The sequence below is a fragment of the Akkermansia biwaensis genome (assembly GCF_026072915.1).
In the GTDB taxonomy this organism is placed as follows: domain Bacteria; phylum Verrucomicrobiota; class Verrucomicrobiia; order Verrucomicrobiales; family Akkermansiaceae; genus Akkermansia; species Akkermansia biwaensis.
On sequence record NZ_AP025943.1, the window covers coordinates 1,365,229 to 1,383,221 of the forward strand.

17 protein-coding genes are annotated in these 17,993 nt (G+C 58.5%); 14 read left to right on the forward strand and 3 right to left on the reverse strand.

The genetic code is table 11. The features are described from left to right. Positions 1 to 71: 71 nt before the first annotated feature. From OQH67_RS05570 to OQH67_RS05580, 3 genes are all read right to left on the reverse strand, one after another. Positions 72 to 2,813: a DEAD/DEAH box helicase gene (locus tag OQH67_RS05570; protein ID WP_215435649.1), complete on the reverse strand. Its 2,742-nt coding sequence runs from the start codon at positions 2,811 to 2,813 to the stop codon at positions 72 to 74. Between the two features lie 178 nt (positions 2,814 to 2,991). Next, complete coding sequence (locus tag OQH67_RS05575) at positions 2,992 to 4,446, reverse strand: bifunctional metallophosphatase/5'-nucleotidase (RefSeq protein ID WP_215435648.1); 1,455 nt, start codon at positions 4,444 to 4,446, stop codon at positions 2,992 to 2,994. A gap of 41 nt (positions 4,447 to 4,487) precedes the next feature. Next, entirely contained in the window at positions 4,488 to 4,997 is a 510-nt protein-coding gene (locus OQH67_RS05580) for a septal ring lytic transglycosylase RlpA family protein (protein ID WP_215435647.1), read from the reverse strand. A 149-nt stretch (positions 4,998 to 5,146) separates the two neighbouring features. Here OQH67_RS05580 and OQH67_RS05585 point away from each other — a divergent pair, with 149 nt between their 5' ends. From OQH67_RS05585 to ppk1, 14 genes are all read left to right on the forward strand, one after another. Continuing rightward, on the forward strand, positions 5,147 to 6,019 hold the full coding sequence (locus OQH67_RS05585; RefSeq protein WP_067982108.1) for an NAD(+)/NADH kinase: 873 nt from the start codon (positions 5,147 to 5,149) through the stop codon (positions 6,017 to 6,019). A 268-nt stretch (positions 6,020 to 6,287) separates the two neighbouring features. Continuing rightward, positions 6,288 to 6,515 (forward strand): 50S ribosomal protein L24, encoded by a 228-nt coding sequence (gene rplX, locus OQH67_RS05590; RefSeq protein WP_067572226.1) that lies wholly within the window; start codon positions 6,288 to 6,290, stop codon positions 6,513 to 6,515. Between the two features lie 61 nt (positions 6,516 to 6,576). After that, positions 6,577 to 7,158 carry a 50S ribosomal protein L5 gene (gene rplE, locus OQH67_RS05595; RefSeq protein ID WP_067572227.1) on the forward strand — a complete coding sequence of 194 codons (582 nt, stop codon included), beginning with the start codon at positions 6,577 to 6,579 and terminating at the stop codon, positions 7,156 to 7,158. Positions 7,159 to 7,170: 12 nt separating this feature from the next. Further along, positions 7,171 to 7,572: a 30S ribosomal protein S8 gene (gene rpsH, locus OQH67_RS05600; RefSeq protein ID WP_067572228.1), complete on the forward strand. Its 402-nt coding sequence runs from the start codon at positions 7,171 to 7,173 to the stop codon at positions 7,570 to 7,572. 22 nt (positions 7,573 to 7,594) lie between these two features. Then, a complete protein-coding gene (gene rplF, locus OQH67_RS05605; protein WP_067572230.1) occupies positions 7,595 to 8,134 on the forward strand; it encodes a 50S ribosomal protein L6 in 540 nt (179 codons plus the stop codon). A gap of 35 nt (positions 8,135 to 8,169) precedes the next feature. After that, positions 8,170 to 8,532 carry a 50S ribosomal protein L18 gene (gene rplR, locus OQH67_RS05610; protein ID WP_130084394.1) on the forward strand — a complete coding sequence of 121 codons (363 nt, stop codon included), beginning with the start codon at positions 8,170 to 8,172 and terminating at the stop codon, positions 8,530 to 8,532. A gap of 16 nt (positions 8,533 to 8,548) precedes the next feature. Next, entirely contained in the window at positions 8,549 to 9,220 is a 672-nt protein-coding gene (rpsE, locus tag OQH67_RS05615; protein WP_082770119.1) for a 30S ribosomal protein S5, read from the forward strand. A 63-nt stretch (positions 9,221 to 9,283) separates the two neighbouring features. Next, a complete protein-coding gene (gene rplO, locus OQH67_RS05620) occupies positions 9,284 to 9,742 on the forward strand; it encodes a 50S ribosomal protein L15 (protein ID WP_215435646.1) in 459 nt (152 codons plus the stop codon). Positions 9,743 to 9,906: 164 nt separating this feature from the next. Next, on the forward strand, positions 9,907 to 11,385 hold the full coding sequence (gene secY / locus OQH67_RS05625) for a preprotein translocase subunit SecY (RefSeq protein WP_251828244.1): 1,479 nt from the start codon (positions 9,907 to 9,909) through the stop codon (positions 11,383 to 11,385). 35 nt (positions 11,386 to 11,420) lie between these two features. Continuing rightward, entirely contained in the window at positions 11,421 to 12,071 is a 651-nt protein-coding gene (locus OQH67_RS05630; RefSeq protein ID WP_067572374.1) for an adenylate kinase family protein, read from the forward strand. 13 nt (positions 12,072 to 12,084) lie between these two features. Then, the gene (gene map, locus OQH67_RS05635; RefSeq protein WP_067572238.1) at positions 12,085 to 12,882 is read left to right on the forward strand and encodes a type I methionyl aminopeptidase; all 798 of its coding nucleotides are present in this window, start codon (positions 12,085 to 12,087) and stop codon (positions 12,880 to 12,882) included. Positions 12,883 to 12,903: 21 nt separating this feature from the next. Further along, the gene (locus OQH67_RS05640; protein WP_215435644.1) at positions 12,904 to 13,971 is read left to right on the forward strand and encodes an acyltransferase family protein; all 1,068 of its coding nucleotides are present in this window, start codon (positions 12,904 to 12,906) and stop codon (positions 13,969 to 13,971) included. Positions 13,972 to 14,135: 164 nt separating this feature from the next. Beyond that, positions 14,136 to 15,692 (forward strand): Ppx/GppA phosphatase family protein, encoded by a 1,557-nt coding sequence (locus OQH67_RS05645; RefSeq protein WP_067572241.1) that lies wholly within the window; start codon positions 14,136 to 14,138, stop codon positions 15,690 to 15,692. A gap of 33 nt (positions 15,693 to 15,725) precedes the next feature. After that, on the forward strand, positions 15,726 to 17,816 hold the full coding sequence (gene ppk1, locus OQH67_RS05650; RefSeq protein ID WP_215435643.1) for a polyphosphate kinase 1: 2,091 nt from the start codon (positions 15,726 to 15,728) through the stop codon (positions 17,814 to 17,816). The last annotated feature ends 177 nt before the right edge of the window (positions 17,817 to 17,993 follow it).

Sequence of the window (17,993 nt, forward strand, 5' to 3'; positions counted from 1 at the left end):
AGGTTTGTTTGCCCGTGCAGGCGGAATAACGGAATGCCCGGCTTGTCCGCCGCCGGCGGCAAAGCCGTTGTTCAGGATTGGCAGAGCAGTTTCTTCAATTCTTCCGGGCTCATGTTCATCAGCCATTGTTCCGGTCCTCCGGAGAACAGGTCGTCCGCCATGCGGCGTTTTTCAGTCAGCATGGCGTCAATGCGGTCCTCAATGGTACCGCGGCAAATCAGGCGGTGCACCAGAACGTTGCGGTGCTGTCCGATGCGGTAGGCGCGGTCGGTCGCCTGGCTTTCCACGGCGGGGTTCCACCAGCGGTCCACATGGATGACGTGGGAGGCCTGCGTCAGCGTCAGCCCGGTTCCCGCCGCTTTCAGGGACAGAATGCAGAAGGGAGGACCTGATTCCTTTTGGAAGGAGGAGACAATGTTCTGACGTTCCGGAATGGGCGTGCCTCCGTGCAGCGTGAGGCCCGGACGGCCGAAAACCCGGGAAAGCAGGTCGTGCAGGTGGGGGATGACGGAACGGAACTGGGTGAACAAAATGGCTTTTTCCTGCCGTGCCGCGATGGAGGAGCACAGTTCCTGAAGACGGAGGAATTTTCCGGAGCGTTCCGGAAGATAGTCGTCCGTGCCCTGGAATTGGGCGGGATGGTTGCAGATTTGCTTGAGCCGCGCCAGCACAGGAAGAACGAGCATGAGGCGTTTGGCCGGGTCCGGCTCGTCCAGCATTGCATGCAGGGTCTCTATCTGGTGATGGTACAGGGCGGCCTGTTCCGGGGTCAATTGGCAGTAGGCGGGAATCTCCGTCTTGTCCGGCAGGTCTGGAAGCAGGGCCGGATCCGTTTTCATTCTGCGCAATATAAAGGGGCGAATCAGCCGGCGGAGAGGGGCGTATCCCCGTTCCAGGGAGCGCGTGAATTTCTCAAAACTTTTTTTGTTTCCCAGCAGTCCGGGATTCAGAAACTCCATCAGGCTCCAGATTTCATTCAGGGTGTTTTCCACGGGAGTTCCGGACAGGGCAATCCGCCTCTCCCCGTGCAGGGCGCGGATGGCGCGGGAACGCGCGGAAGAAGCGTTTTTAACGGCCTGCGCCTCATCCAGAACAATGGCGGGAAAATGCAGGTCCGCCAACGCCGGAGTGCGCACGGCCATGCCGTAGGTTGTGATAACGGCGTGGCATGGGGTGTCCATCCGTGTTGGGGACGGCTGCCAGGAATCCGGAGCGGAAGGGTGCATGATGCGCAGGACAAGTTCCGGGGCGAAGCGTTCCGCTTCCTCCTTCCAGTTGCCCAGCAGGGAGGCCGGGGCGACGATGAGCGCCGGGACGGTCTCCAGTTTTCCCTGCCGTCTCAGCGTGTCTAGCCATGCAATGGCCTGAAGGGTTTTTCCCAGCCCCATGTCGTCCGCCAGGCACGCGCCGAACCCTCTTTCCGTGGTTCTGTACAGGAAAGAGAAGCCTTCCTTCTGGTAAGGCCGCAGAATCCTGTCCAAATGCGGCGGCAGTTCCGGCACGGGTACGGGGGAATTTCCCGCCAGCACATCCAGAATGCTGCGGAGATTGCCGCCTGGTTCCATCAGGCAGTCTTCGTCCGGCTCCGGGAGTTCCGCCAGGCGGTCCGCAGGTCCGTTCACCAGCAGCCGCAGTCCCTGCACCAGGGGAATGCCCAGAGAACTCATCATGCGCGCCGCCCTGTTCCAGCGTTCCATGAGGTCTTTAACCTTTTGGGCGTCCACGCGCACCCACTCTCCCTTGAAACGGATAAGGCCGTCTCCGTTATTGAGCAGTTCTTCCAGCTCTTCCGGCGTGAGGTCCCTGCCGTCCAGCGTGGCGGAAACGGAAAATTTCAATAGGGTGGAGAGGGAAAGGCCGGAGGAATGGACGGCTTTTTCTCCGTCCGCCGTGTCCGCCGTAACTTTCACCTGAAGTTTGGGAGGCGCCTTTTTCCACAGGTTCACCATGCGGACCATGATTCCCGCCCGCTCATAAAGAGGGCTGTCCTGCAGGAAGTCCCTGGCTTCCGAAGCGCTCCAGGCCAGGGGGGAGTATATTTTTCCGCTTTCCAGCAGGTTTTGGAGCAGCCGGCTTTCACGGGCGGCTTCCTGCAAAGGCTGGAGGACGGCCAGCAGGGCCGTATGATTGCCTTCGTGAAGTTTCAGGGCGGAGGAAAGGGGCAAGTGCCGTATCTGATTGTCCGCCGCGCTCTGGTGCGCGAAAGTGGCCATGAAGGCGAAAGGGCGCAGTCCCGTGGAATCGTCCCGGTTTTCCGCCAGATGAAAAAACACCTTGCCGATCTGGTCCCAGGGCGCTCCCAGGGCCTTCAGCCAGGCGGCGGGCGTGATGCCGCGTGTGCCGGTTTCCTTTTTCACTAGGCGGCGGAAGTCTTCAAACCATCGGGAGATGACAGTGGGCGTGATATATTCGCCGCCCGGCACGGGAGGGAACTGCTCCGCCAGGGAAACCCTTTCCGCTGCATTGGGCAGAAGGTGGTCCAGCACGCTGTCCACTTCGTCGGGCCGTTCGGCGGCGGCATGGGCCATGCGGGTGAGGGCCTGCCTTCCCATGGTTTTCAGGAAAAAGGCCGCCGTACCGAGAGGCGTTTCCCAGTTGGAAGTGGCAAGAGCGTACAATCCCTGGCCGGCGCCTGCTTCAAACAGCCGGTCAAAAGGCGGACTGGCCATCGCTGGCGCTCCGGATGGCAGGATATGGAGATCGTCCGTGTTCCTGTTCCGCTCCGGCGTTGCGTGATGGGATTCCGGCTGCATGGCTGTCTTGATGATAACATGGGCCTGCGGTGCGTTCAACCGCTCCCTGTGTTTCTGCAAGGCTGCCGCAAAAAAGAACGGAGACGGAAACGCGGCCTGGGAAAAGATGCTGAGGCCGGAGTCTCTCGACTGCGGAAATGGCGTTCGGAAAATGATTCCGGCGCCGCATGTGTGTTGGATGCCGCAGCTTGCCGGAAAGCGGAGGAATGTTCCATTTCCTCCGGCATGTTTTCCGTGTTTACAGGGAGAATGTCGTCTTCCGAATGATGGGAAGCTGGGTAGGCGGGGGATTCACCAGTTCCTTGAGCTGCATGAGGTAGGAGATTAACGCCTGGCGTACGGATTTCCCGACGGCGCAACCTTCTCCCTGCTGGGGAAAGTTGAAGTTGTTGCACAGGTAGTCGCCCATGGCGACGGTGTATATCACTCCGTCCCTCAACGTACTGGTGATGCTTGGGTTGATGCCGTCCATGATCTGGTAGGAAAAGCCGGCGCAGTAAACTTCCAGCATGCCGCCTTCCTTTTCCATGGGAGCCATGAATTTGGTCAGGATCAGTTGTTCGATGTCCGCCTTGGTCATTTTGCAGGTGACGACCGTTTCCCGGAACGGCTCCATTTCATAGACGTCCTTGATGGTGACGGGGCCTTTGGAAAGATGGGTTTTGGCCCGGACTCCGCCGCGGTTGTAAATGGCGATGTCTGCGTTTGCCGCTTTCTGGATGGCTTTGCAGAAATACCGGCCTATGGTGACGTGCGTGATTTCTTCCTTGGCAATGGCAACTTGCTGGTTGAAAAACGGGTTGGAGGTAAACTGCCTGACAATCTCTTTCACTTCCGGATCGTCCGGAAGGGGGTCCAGAGATACGGCTTCCGTAGATTTGGAGAGGACGGCCGGCTTTTTATCCGTGGAGAAGATGATCTTGGTGACTCCTGCGTAGCTCAGCCTGTGCCCCGTGTGGCTGAGCAGGGTGCCGGTCCGCAGATGGCCCTTGGGCAGCATGACATGGGTATGACCGCCAAGAATGACGTCGATGTTCGGGGAATATTTCATCATTTTCAAATCGTGATCATACCCCATGTGGCTGAGGATGACATTGATTGTGTTGTGATGCAGGCGGAACCTGTCCATGACGCCTTTGTAGTCCGTTTCATTTGGCAGTTTCCAGGTGATGCCGTCCATCTTCAGGATATCCGTGGTCTGCATGTCCACCAGCCCGATGACGCCTACGGAGATGGGAGTCCCCTTGATGGGAATGGAGGCATAGGGAAGGAAGCAGTTTTCCAGAGGCGGGGAGGGGGAAAGGTTGGTAACGACGAATTTTGTTCCCGGCATTCCCTTGATGTGGTCGCGGAGGGCCGTTTGTCCGTAATCCATGTCGTGGTTGCCGATGGTCGCCGCGTCATATCCCAGCTTGTTCATCAGGATGGTGATGGGCAGTCCGGGTTTTTCCCAGTCGTCCACGAAGGGATTGCCCATGAAATAATCTCCGGAATCCATCAGCAGCACATGAGGGAATTTGGAACGGTATTTTTTCACCAGAGTGGCGAGTTTCGGGAATTTATCCAGATTGCCGTGGATGTCGCTGGTGGAGATGATGATCAGCGTATTTTTGGGGTCCGGTTCAATTTTCTGTGCCAGGGAAAATGGACACAGGCAGAAGAGTCCGGCAAGGAGAATGCGGGAAGAGATCATGGATGAACGGAAATGCGGAGAAAAGTAATGGAAATGTATGGCTAACGGGCGAAGATTTCATAGTTGCCGTCGCCCACGGAGACTACTTCCAGACGAACCTTTCCTATGCCGCGGCCGTTCAGATTGATACGGTGCGCGGCCGCTGAGGTCAGGTCGATCAGACGATTGCTGTGAAATGGTCCGCGGTTGTTGATCCTCACAATGACGGATTTCCCGGTTTTCAGACAGGTAACCTTTACTTTGCATGGCATCGGGAGTGTCTTGTGGGCCGCCGTCAGGGAGGTCCGGGGATTGATATATTCTCCGGAAGAAGTCCTGAGGCGGTGTTTTGTTCCGCCATACCAGCAGGCATATCCCGTTTCCTTGTAGTTCAGGGCTTCCTGCACGCTCATGGGAACATATCTCTTTCCTCCGACTTTGTAGGGAGCATTTTTTACATGTGCCTCCGTTGCCTGCACGGCCGGATCCGTATTCCGGACATGCGGGCTTTTTCCTGTTGTAGAACAGGCGGGCAGCAGGCAGGACAGCAGAATAAGGATGGGCCATTTCACGTTTTTCACCCTTAGCACATATTTATAATCCTGTATAACAAAAAAGAACGAGGAATTGGAAATTAGTGGTTTTCCGGGGCTGGCGGGAATCTTTGCCCGGCCGCGGTTTACCAGTTGAGCAGGGAAGGGAAATGGAGTACATTGCGCGTATGAACCCTCCCAAGGTAATTGGCCTGGTTGCTCTGGCGGAAAAACCCGGCCTGGTGGAAGCGCTGCGCATCATGCGCCGCGAACTTTCCCGCCACGGATTGAACTCCTGCGTTATTGAGACGCCGGAAGTGCTGGAACAGACGATCGGCCGGTGCAGCATGCTGGTGACGTTCGGGGGGGATGGGACCATGCTCACCGTATCTTCGCTGGCGGCCATGCATCATGTTCCCCTGGCCGGAGTAAATCTGGGCAGGCTGGGCTTCATGACTACCTGTTCCGTGCAGGAGCTTCCGCTGCTGGCGTATGCCCTCCAGGAGGGTTCCTACCAGACGGATGAGCGCGCCATGCTGGAAGTGACCAGAATCAGGGTGGACGGCGTTCCGGAATCCATACGCAAGCTGGCCCTGAATGAGGTTTCCCTGATCCGTGCGCAGACGGGAAAAATGGTGGACCTGGATGCGGAAATAGACGGAGAATTGCTGAACCGCTACCATGCGGACGGCGTGCTGGTTTCCACCCCTACCGGTTCCACGGCGTATTCCCTTTCCGCCGGAGGTCCGCTGGTATGGCCCATGTCCCGCGTGGTGTGCGTTACGCCCATCTGCCCGCACAGCCTCACGAACCGTTCCGTGGTCCTGCCGGATACCATGACCATCCGCCTGAGGCCGAGGGAGCGGCGCGGCCGCTTCGATTCCATGGTGTATTCCCTGGACGGCCGTTCCGCCTATCCCATGGAAGTGGGGGAAAGCCTGCTTATCCGCAAGGCTCCGGAAAGTCTGACCCTGGTGCATCTCCGGGAGCAGAACTTCGGCGCTCTCCTGCGCGCCAAGCTGCGCTGGCAGGGTGCGGAAATTCCTTCCGATGAGGACTGATAAAGTAAAAGCGGCCGGCCATGATCCGGCGGCGTGCGCCCGTTGCGGGAAGGTCTCCTCTCCATGAAAAACGGAGCTGGAAAAAAGGAATTGGAACGGACGGGCGGAGTTTTCCTTTTTCTGCGTGCGTTTTTCGTGTTCAAGAACTAAAAACGATTTTTTTAGGATGCGGGCTTGACGAAAAGGCCCATCCTATAATACTCTTCCTGCCCTGCCACCAAGGGAGTGGTAGATCTTAATCGCATAAACGCGTAAGAAATAGTCATATATGAAGACCCACGTGAAAAAAGGTGATGAAGTAGAAATCATCACCGGACGTAACCACAAGGGCAAGCGCGGCACCGTTCTCGCCGTAAATGCTGCTAAAGGTACTGTCATCGTAGAAGGCGCCCGCACGCTGAAAAAGGCCGTGCGCCCGACCGAACAGAATCCGGAAGGCGGCATTCAGGAGATCAACGGCCCGATTCACATCTCCAACGTGAAGAAAGTAGGCTAGGCTTTTTGCCTGACCCTGCGCTTAAGCCATAATCATTATCAAGAGCTGACCCGCTAAAACAATGAGTACACCAACACTGCAAACATACTACCGTGAAAAGGTCGTTCCCGGCCTTCAAGCGAAGCATGCATACAAGAACGTGCATCAGATTCCCCGCCTGGAGAAGATTGTTGTCACCTCCTGCATGGGCAAGCACCCGGACCGCAAGCAGGCCGTGGAAGATGCCGTCAACGAAATCGCAAAAATCACCGGCCAGAAGCCGTCCATCACTTATGCCCGCAAGAGCGTGGCCAATTTCAAGGTGCGCGAAGGCGAACCTCTGGGTGCCCGCGTAACGCTGCGCGGCGTCCGCATGTGGGAATTCCTGGACCGCTTCATCAATATCACCGCCCCCAATATCCGCGACTTCCGCGGACTTCCCTACAAGTCCTTTGACGGCAACGGGAACTATGCTATTGGTATTTCCGACCAGTCCATCTTCCCTGAAATCGAACTTGACCAGATCAAGCGCCAGATTGGCTTCGATATCATTTTCGTGACGTCCGCTCCCACGGACGATGAAGGTCGCGACCTGCTCCGTGCCCTGGGCGTGCCCATGCGCGAAGCGAAGAAGGCTGAAGAAACTCAAACCGCTAACGCTTAACTATTTCTTATTATGGCCGTATTAAGTGACCCTATTTCCGACTTCCTCACCCGTTTGAAGAACGCCAGCCTGGCCGGCAATGAGGAATTTACCGCACCCTGCTCCGGCATCAAGGTGGAAATCGCCCGTATTCTTCAGGAAGAAGGCTACATCTGGAGCTACGAAGTGATCGGTGAAGGTGTGAAGAAGCAAATCAAGGTGAAGACCAAGTTTACCCCCCAGGGCAAGCCGGTTGTCACCGACGTGAAGCGCAGCTCCAAGCCGGGCCGCCGCCAGTACGTTTCTTCCCAGGACATTCCCCGCGTCCTCAGTGGGCTTGGCATTGCCATCGTCTCCACCTCCCGTGGTGTGATGACTGGTGCGCAGGCGCGCAAGCAGAGCATCGGCGGCGAACTTCTCGCCCTTGTCTGGTAACCATTAACATTTCCTAAATCATATGTCCCGAGTTGGTAAAAAATCCATCACATTGCCGGACAAGGTAACGGTAAAGGTTAACGGCTCCTCCGTACAGGTGGAAGGCCCCAAGGGCAAGCTTTCCTGGACTCTCCCGGAAGGCATTACCGCTACCGTTGAAGGCAATCAGCTGTCCGTTGACCGCGCCGGCGAAAGCCGCCAGCTTCGCGCCTTGCACGGCACGAACCGTTCTCTTCTGAACAACATGGTCATCGGCGTTTCCGAAGGCTTCGTCAAGAACCTTGAAATCGTCGGCGTCGGTTTCCGTGCCGCCGTCAAGGGCAACATCCTGGACCTGAACCTGGGCAAGTCCCATCCGATCAACCAGGTGATTCCCGAAGGCCTCAAGGTGACCGTGACCGAAAACACGAAAGTGACGGTCGAAGGCATCGACAAGCAGGTCGTAGGCCAGTTTGCCGCTGAAGTCCGTGCGTACTATCCCCCGGAACCCTACAAGGGCAAGGGTGTGCGCTTCGCCGGTGAAGTTATCCGCCGCAAGGAAGGCAAGAGCGTCGGTAAGTAATTCAGGTAATAACTATTGCAACATATTTATACACGATGAGTACTATCAATCGCAAAGCCGTCCGCGCCAAGGTGCACCGCCGCATCCGCAGAAAGCTCTCCGGTACGGCTTCCCGCCCCCGGCTGGCTGTCTATTTCTCCAACCGTCACGTCTATGCCCAGATCATCGACGACACGGCAGGCAAGACAATCTGCTCCGCGTCCACGGCCGATGCCTCCATCGCCGATCCTTCCAAGCTCGCCAACTGCGCTTCCGCCGTCAAGGTGGGCAACCTGATCGGCGAACGTGCGAAGGCCGCCAACGTCACCGAAGTCGTCTTCGACCGCGGTGGGTTCAAGTTCTGCGGCAAGGTGAAGGCCCTGGCCGACGCCGCCCGTGAAACTGGTTTGAAATTCTAATTGAAAGATTCCCTAAATGAATAACGAAACGGAAAACACTGCTCCTGCCACGGAAGCTCCCGCTCCCGCCCAAGCGCAGCAAACCGCACCTGCCGGTCGCGACTTCCGCGGCCCCCGCGGTCCCCGTCGTGACGGTCAGAATGGACGCGGCCCCCGTGGCCCGCGCCGTGACGGACGCCGTGGCCCCCAGGCTGAAGCTCCTGTTGAAGAAGGTCCCCAGCTGGCTGAAAAGGTTGTGTTCATCAACCGCTGCGCCAAGGTCGTCAAGGGCGGCCGCCGCTTCTCCTTCTCCGCCCTCGTCGTGAGCGGCGACATGGAAGGCCGCGTAGGATTCGGCTTCGGCAAGGCTAACGAAGTGGCCGACGCCATCCGCAAGGCTACGGAATCCGCCAAGCGTCAGCTGCGTCCCGTGTCCATCGTCAACGGCACGATTCCGCATGAAGTCTATTCCGAATTCGGCGGAGGCAAGGTGCTCCTGAAGCCCGCCTCCCCCGGTACCGGTCTGATCGCCGGCAACACCATCCGTGCCGTGCTGGAAGCAGCCGGCGTGCGCGACATTGTTGCCAAGTCTCTCGGCTCCTCCAACCACGCCAACGTGGTGAAGGCCACCCTGCAGGCTCTCGCTTCCCTGCGTACGAGCGACCAGGTGCTTGCCGACCGCGGCAAGAAGAAGGAAAAGGCCATCTAATTTGACAAGGAGGCGGCAGCCCCGCGCCGCCGCCTCCACGACAACCCAACCATTGTAAATAACATGTTACAGCTTCATTCTATCCAGCCCAATCCGGGCGCCAAGCACCGCAAGAAGCGTCTTGGCAACGGGGAAAGCTCCGGTCTTGGCAAGACTTGCGGCAAAGGCAACAAGGGCCAGAAGGCCCGTTCCGGCGGCACCATCCGCCCGGGATTTGAAGGCGGCCAGATGCCCCTTCACCGCCGTCTGCCCAAGAAGGGGTTCAACAACACCCGCTTCCAGGACAAAATCCTCATCGTCAACCTCTCCCAGCTCGAACGCGTGTTTGAAGCCGGTGCCACGGTTGATGAAAACTCCCTGCGCGCCGCCAAGCTCGTCCAGGGCCCCTGTGACGCCGTGAAGCTTCTCGGCAACGGGACTCTGACCAAGAGCCTGAACGTGATCGTGGACTTCGTGAGCGCCAGCGCCCGCGAAAAGGTCGTCCAGGCCGGTGGCTCCGTCACTGTGCTTAGCGAGGCCTAATCACATTTGGCGAACCGGGTCATGCAGCTTGACCCGGTTCGCATCATTGTGTTTACTGTTGCGGCCCCCATGGATGCCCCGGGTACAAGCCGCCGCGACAGGGACTTAAAGCTGCGCGACAACTTTTATATAACAGGACCATGATATCCGCATTTGCAAACTCCATGAAAGTACCGGAGCTCAGGCACCGGATTTTGTTCACATTGGCGATGATCGTCGTTGTCCGCCTCGGGGTGCAGATACCCCTGCCGGGCATTGACGTCATGGAGCTGCAAAAGGTGATTGAAGCCTCCGCCAATGCCAGCGGCCCCGGCGCGGGACTGGCTACCGTCCTGACCATCTTTTCCGGCGGCGGTTTGCAGCAGTGCGGCATTTTTGCCCTCGGCATCATGCCCTATATCTCCGCTTCCATCATGACCCAGCTTCTTTCCGCCGTGGTTCCCCAGTGGGCCAAGATGGTGCGGGAGGAAGGCGGACGCCAGAAAATGACCAAATGGACGCGTGCCATTGCCATCGTCATTGCCATCGTGCAGGGCTGGTTCCTGGTAGGTACCCTGGAGCATCCTGACCGCTTGAAATCCCTGGGCCTCAACATTCCCGCGGACTGCCAGCTTGTCATCAACCCCGGCATGCAGTTTGCGCTGATGACCGTACTCATCATGGTGGCCGGCACCATGTTCCTGATGTGGATCGGTGACCAGATCACAGAGCGTGGCGTAGGCAACGGCGTCTCCCTCATTATCTCCGTGAACATCATTCACGCCCTTCCCGGTGCGGTCACCCTGGCGTGGAAGACCCTCGTGTACAAGGACGGAGCGGTTGTTCCCATGGGCGCCATGCTGCTCGTGGCCCTGATAGCCTTCCTGATCATCGTCGTGGCCCTCGTCGTCACGGTAACACAGGCCCAGCGGCGAATACCCGTGCAGTACGCCAAACGGGTCATGGGCAATAAAATGTTCAGCGGAGCCACGCAGTACCTGCCGCTCAAGCTCAACTACTCCGGCGTGATGCCCGTCATCTTTGCCACGGCCATTCTGTCCCTGCCGCAGGTACTCTTCTCCCAGATCGCCCATTACAACACCACGCTGCAGTGGATCGCCACCAAGATGAACGACTGGATGAACCCCGCTTCCTCCGGCTACTACATCATTTCCGGCCTCATGATCTTCTTCTTCTCCTACTTCTGGGTGGCTACCATGTTCCAGCCCTCCCAGATCGCGGAAGACCTGAAACGCAACGGCGGCTATATCCCCGGCATTCGTCCCGGTCCCCCCACCGCCCTTTTCCTGGACCAGACCATGCAGAGGCTGACCTTTGCCGGGTCCGCCTTCCTGACCCTCATCTATTTCCTGCCGTCCCTGCTGAACATCGGCGGCAGCATCCCCTATCTGGTCACCCAGTTCTTCGGCGGCACCAGCCTTCTGATTCTCGTCGGCGTGCTGCTTGACATGATGCGCCAGGTGGAAACCACGCTCCTTTCCCGCAACTACGACGGCTTCCTGAAGAAAGGCAAGCTCAAGGGCAAATACGGCCATGTCCAGGGCACCGGCTCCGCCGCAGGCAGCCGCACGGTCGCTGCGATGTGGATCGTCATCGCCGTGCTTGTACTGGCCGGGGCCGTAGCATATAATGCCATGCATTGAAGCAGCGCTTCACAACCTTTCTGAAAGTGACAGACATGAAGGATCTCAAGCATTTTATTCTGGTTGGGGCTCCCGCATCCGGCAAAGGAACCCAGGGACGGTTCCTGACCGATACTTTCAATCTGAATTCCCTGAGCACGGGTTCCATGCTGCGGCGGGAGATTGAATCCTGCACGGAGCTGGGCCGCAAGGCGCTCAGCTATATGGACAAGGCCATGCTGGTGCCGGACGAGATCGTCAACGACATGGTGCGCGGCTGGCTTTCCGAGGTGGACAACGATGCCTGGCTGCTGGACGGCTATCCCCGTACCGTCGCCCAGGCGGAGGCCCTGGACCATTTTCTGACCCAGCGCGGAACCGCCGTAGATGTGGTCGTCTGGATGGACGTAGCCAGGGAGCTTATCGAACAGCGCATCCTGCGCCGCCGGGAATGCTCCACCTGCGGCTACGTGGTACAGACCCCCGATGAAGTGTGCACCAGGTGCGGCGGAAAGATGGTCTCCCGCAAGGATGACAACTTGGAATCTTTCGCGCGCCGCTGGAAAGACTTTGAGGCCATGACCCTCCCGGTGGCCAAATATTACGAAGCGCGCGGCATGGTGGTCAAGATGACCGTGACCGAGGAACGGGAGCCTTCCGAGGTTTCCCGCGATCTGGCCCGCAAGCTGGAGGAATACCGACAATAGAAAACCGAATCTCATGGCAGAACGAATCCACATCAAGTCTCCCGGCGAAATCGCCAAGATGCAGAAAGCCGGGGCCGTCACGGCGGAAATCTTGATGGAGATCGGGGCGGAGGTCCATGCGGGCCGTACGACGCGGGAAATAGACGACATTGCGCGTGAGATTTTCAAGAAGCACAAGGTAGGCAACGCCTTTTACCAGTACCGCGGTTTTCCCGGACAGCTTTGCATTTCCGTGAATGAGGAAGTCGTACACGGCAGCGGCGGCCCCCGCCGTATTGAAAACGGCGATATTGTGAGCCTGGACGTGGGAGCTATTGTGGACGGCTGGTATGGAGACAACGCCATGACCGTGCCCGTGGGCATGGTGGCTCCTGAAACGCTCCGCCTTCTGGCCGCCACGGAGGAATCCCTGTTCCGCGCCATCGAACTGGTGAGGCCCGGAGCTCTGCTGGCGGACGTGTGCGGCGCGGTGGAAGCCTTTGTGCGCCCCCGCGGCTTTACGGTGGTGAGGGATTTTGTCGGCCACGGCATAGGCCGCCATTTGCACGAGGAGCCCCAGATTCCGAATTACCGCCCCCATTACAAACTGCCGCGCCTGAAAAAGGGCATGGCTCTGGCGATTGAACCCATGGTAAACGCCGGCAGGCCTTCCGTCAAAATCCTGGATGACGGCTGGACGGTGATCACGGCGGACGGCAAGCCCTCCGCCCACTTTGAACATACCGTCATCGTGACGGACGGCGCACCCCTCATTGTGACGGAGCGTCCCCGGATTGCGCTTCCCGAACAGCTCGGGATTGCTCCCCTCTAAAATCCTGACGGAAAGGGAATCATGACGCCCGCCGCCCCCATTCCCGATTCCGTGATTTTTGAAAAAACGGCCACTCACCGCATGGTCTGGGTGGACGTGGCGCGGGTCGTTGCCTGCATCCTGATCATTGCCAATCACATGGCTTTTTATTCGGCGGAACTCTACCGCTGGGTCTGGGCGGAGTTTCTGGCGGCGCGCACCCCTTTCTTTCTGCTGGTTGCCGGATATTTTGTCGGGCGCGGTTCGTTCGGTTCCCTGGACGGACGTCTTTTCCTGTGGAAGCGCAGCTGGTTTCTGCTGCGTCCCTATCTGATCTGGGGAATGGCGGCGGCTGTCCTGATCGGCTGGTCTCCCCTGCATGAATATTATGAATCCTACGTTCCCCTGTACGCGTGGCTGCGCGGGGAGCCGGGGAGCGGCTTCTGGTCTGCTCTGGCGGCGTTTGCGCGCTGCATGGGCATTGCGGGGCATCCTGTGGACGCCCCCATGTGGTTCCTCCGGGACATCATCATTTATACCGCCGTGGCTCCTCTCCTGCACCGGCTGGGAAGCTATCTGCTCTGGGTGGGGCTGCTCATGCTTTCCCTGAATTATTTTGCGCTGGACCTGGCGGACCATGACTATCCCATTGCCAACAGTCTCGGCTTTTTTCTGCTGGGAATGTTCATTTCCCGCTATCCCCTGCCGGATTTGACGGCCGCCGTGCGCCGATACGCCGTATCTTTCCTTCTCTGTACGCTGGTGCTTACCTGGTGGCTGGTAGGCCACAGGGACCAGCATAATTCCATGCTCATTGCGCTGGGCATGCTGGGTTTGATGTCCCTCGCCATTTTGTTCACGGAGTGGTTCCCGCGCGCCGCCCGTTGGGTCGCGGGGCTTGCTCCGGCCTGCTTCTTCATCTTCGGGACGCATTACATTGTCATCATCCTGCTGCGGGAAAGCGGCTGGATCACGTTGAAGGGAACCTCTTGGGACGTTTTCTGGCTTTGCCTGGTGCCTGTCATTTTCAGCGTACTGGCGGGGCTGTTCTTCTGCATGAGGCGGCTTGTCCCGCGCCTGGTGCCTGTGCTGGCCGCCTATGGGAAGTAGGCCCCCGGAAGAGACGGGGCCCCGCCGGAAAAAGGAGCCGCGCTTATCTCTTGCCGTCAAATGGCAAATCCCTTATTCTTCCATTTGCTGGAAGGGCCGGCGTGACATTGTTGTCACGCTGCCGTTCTTGTCGTACGGCAGGGGAAACAATACATGGTAAGGCAATGATGCAAGGCGATCAGGTTCAGGATTCTGAAATATCAACGCAGGCGGTCATCTACCTGGGGCCCAGTTCCATGAGCCTGATGGTGGCGGAGGTGGTCCAGGACAGGATGCGCATGCTGGATTTCCTCCAGCAGCCCGTTCCCATGGCGCGGGATATTTTCCGCCTTCACCGCATTTCCCGCCATACGATGGACCGCTGCGTGCAGATCATCGGGGATTACCTGGAAATTCTCAAGGAATATGGAACCGGCGCCCGGCTTTCCGTCCGGCTGATGATCTCCAACATCATCTCGGAAGCGGACAATGTGGACGTATTCGTGAACCGGATGCATGTGGCCCACGGCTTGCGCGGCCGCCGCATTGACGACGGCAAGATGACGCGCCTCATTTATGTGAAGGTGCAGGAAACATTGGCACGGTATCCCGGATTCAGCAAGAAGAAGGTGCTGGTGGTCCATACTGGACCGGGAAATACCCGCGTGCTTCTGTTCCAGAAGGGGCGCATCATGCGCTATTCCTGTTACCGTCTGGGAACGCACCGCACGGGCGAGGCCGTCGGAGAGATCGAATACGGGGACGACGTCACAGAACTTTCCCTGCTCCGGGAGCACATGCGCGGGCAGGTGGACCAGATCTGCCTGGATTACGGCGGCGTCAAGGGACTGGCCGGCCTGGTTGTCATCGGGCAGGAAATGCAGCAGTTGCGGGAGCGCCTGAATCCGTCTGCGGAGGGCAAGGTTTCCTGCCCCGCGCTGGTGGCGGAAGCCGAAAAAATGTCCCGCACCACCATGGAGCAGCGCATGAACGTTTACGGCGCCGACTTTGCCGGGGTGGATTCCCTGCTGCCCGCCGTGCTGATGACGGAGATGATCGCCCGCAGCCTGGACTTGAATGACGTCATTATTCCCGACAGCGGCTATGACGAGGAATTTCTCGGCAGTCTTATTCGCGCGGAACGGCATCCGGAGGATCTGGAGGCGGAAGTGCTGCATTTTGCCGGCATTCTGGCGGACAGGTACAAGGCAGACAAGGGGCACCGGGAACATGTGGCGCACCTGTGCATGGAAATGTTCGACCAGCTTCAGGACCTGCACCGCCTTTCGGAGCATGACCGGCTGTTGCTGGAGGTGGCCTCCATCCTCCATGAAGTGGGGTCTTTCATCAGCCAGCAGAACCACCAGCTTCATTCCCAATACATCATTCTGAACAGTGAAATCTTCGGTCTTTCGCGCGACGACGTGGAAACCGTGGCCCTGCTGGCCCGTTACCACCGGCATGAAGTCCCTTCCAATTCCGATCCCATGTACGGGGAGCTGGAACTCACGGACCGCATGCGCGTGGCGAAAATGGCCGCCATCCTGCGCGTGGCGGATGCCCTGGAACGCGGGCACGCCCAGCGCGTAAACGGCGTCAGGGCCCATATTCGCGGCCGGATGCTGGAGCTGGAACTTCAAGGCGTGCGGGAAACCGCCGTGGAAGACCTGGCCCTGCGGCTGAAGGGCGACTTGTTTGCGGACATTTTCGGCTATGACGTCGTGCTGGTTCCGCAGAGGTGACCCTGCTGCAGTAATTCTCATTTTCTTTTTCCCATGTCTAACGAATACATCAACAGAGAACTTTCCTGGCTGGAATTCAACCAGCGCGTGCTGGACCAGGCCGTGCGGACGGACCTTCCTCTTCTGGAACGGCTCAAGTTTCTGGCCATTACCGCCTCCAACCTGGACGAATTTTTCATGGTGCGCGTGGGCGGCCTCCAAATGCTCAGGCATTCCGGTTCCCGCGTGAAGGACATTTCCGGAATGACTCCGACCCGCCAGTTGAAAGCCATCCGTACTCGTGTGGGGCGCATGATTGAGGACCAGTACCGGCTTTTCCATGAGGAAATCCTGCCGTGGATGGAAGTCAACGGCATTAATCCCCTGGCTCTGGAAGACCTCAGCACCTCCCAGAAACTGACGCTGGAACAATATTTCAACAACCAGATTTTCCCCCTCCTGACGCCGCTGGACATGGATGCGCCGGAAGCGCCGGCCCTTCCGTCCCTCAAGCTCCTGATGGGGGTGGAATTGCGCGACAATGAGACCGGGGACGTACGCGTGAGCGTGGTAGCCCTCCCGGACGGCCTGCCGCGCCGCGTTCCCGTGCCCTCTGCGGAGACGGAGCGCTACGTGATGCTGGAAGACTTGGTGCGGGAATGCATAGGTTCCGTTTTCCCGGGAGAAACCGTTCTTTCCGCCGCCGTGTTCCGCGTCACGCGCAATGGAGATATCGCCGTGCAGGAGGAAGATGCGCTGGACCTGGCGGATGAAATGGAGGAAGTGCTTGTAGCCCGCAAATTCTCCGAATGCGTGCGGCTGGAAATAGAATCTTCCGCTCCCGTTCCCCTTCATGACCGGATCATGCTGATCGTCGGCGCAGGCAAGGCGGAGACCTACGATCTCAAGGGGCCTTTGATGCTTTCCGACTTCATGGAAATGGCCTTTGCCCCCGGCAATGACCAGCTCAAGGTGGAGCAATGGTCTCCGCAGCCGTCGCCCGCGGTGGATCCCGCCGTCAGCATTTTTGAGAACATCGCCAATGGGGACATTCTGCTCAACCATCCTTATGAAAGTTTTGAGCCGGTTCTGCGTCTGGTGGAGGAAGCGGCGGAAGATCCGGACGTCATCGCCATCAAGCAGGTGCTGTACCGTACCGCCAGGAATTCCCGGATCGTGGCCGCACTGAAAAAGGCGGCGGAGAGCGGCAAGCAGGTGACGGCGCTGGTGGAATTGAAGGCCAGGTTCGACGAAGCGCGCAATCTGGAAAAGGCAGAGGAACTCCAGCGCTCCGGCGTGCAGGTGGTTTATGGCGTCAAGGGGCTGAAAACCCATGCAAAAATCTGCCTGGTCGTACGCAGAGAACAGGGCATGCTGCGCCGCTATTGCCATTTCGGCACGGGAAATTACAATGAAGTCACGGCCAAGATTTACACGGATATTTCCTACCTCACCTGCGATGACCAGCTCGGGGCGGACGCCTCCCAGTTCTTCAATTCCGTGACGGGCCGCACCAAGCTCATGCGGTTCCGCAAGCTGTACCCCTCTCCGGCGCTGATGAAGGCCCGTCTCATTGAGCTGATTGAGGGGGAGGCGGAGCGTGCCCGGCAGGGTGAGCCCGCACGCATTTCCGCCAAGATGAACAGCCTTCAGGATGTGGAAATCATTGACGCCCTGTATAGGGCCGCCGATGCCGGAGTGGACATTGAACTGAACGTGCGCGGCATCTGCTGCCTGAAAACGGGGCCGCGTCCCAACGGGAAAGTCATTCGCGTCGTCAGCATTGTGGACCGTTATCTGGAACATGCCCGCATTTTCTTCTTCCACCACGGTGGCAATCATCAGCTCTTCATCGCCAGCGCGGATTGGATGACCCGCAATCTGGATAAGAGGGTGGAACTCATGGTCCCGGTGATCAACGGCAGGCTGGCGCGGCGGCTCAAGTCCATTCTGGATGCGTGCTTTAGGGATAACGTGCAGGCGTGCAACATTCTGCCGGACGGCTCTTCCGAGCACGTTGTGCGCAAAAAGGGCCAGAAGGCCTTCCGCCTGCAGCAGTACCTGACCAAGGAGGCGCGTCGGCTTGCCAAGGATAAGGAGCGGGAGCGCCAGCAGATGCTGGAGCCGCACAAGCCGCATGAGTAGCGGATGATTCTACGCGTTTCGCAAGAGCTGGGAGCGGGGAAGCGTGCTTGCCTTGTTTCCGTCTGTTTGCAGGTACACGGGAGCCGGCATGATTTTTTTCTTTTTTTGATAATGAGTATGTTGGATATATCCGGCCTTGATGCCGCCCCGTTGGAGAATGTCCGTCTCCGCCTCCGT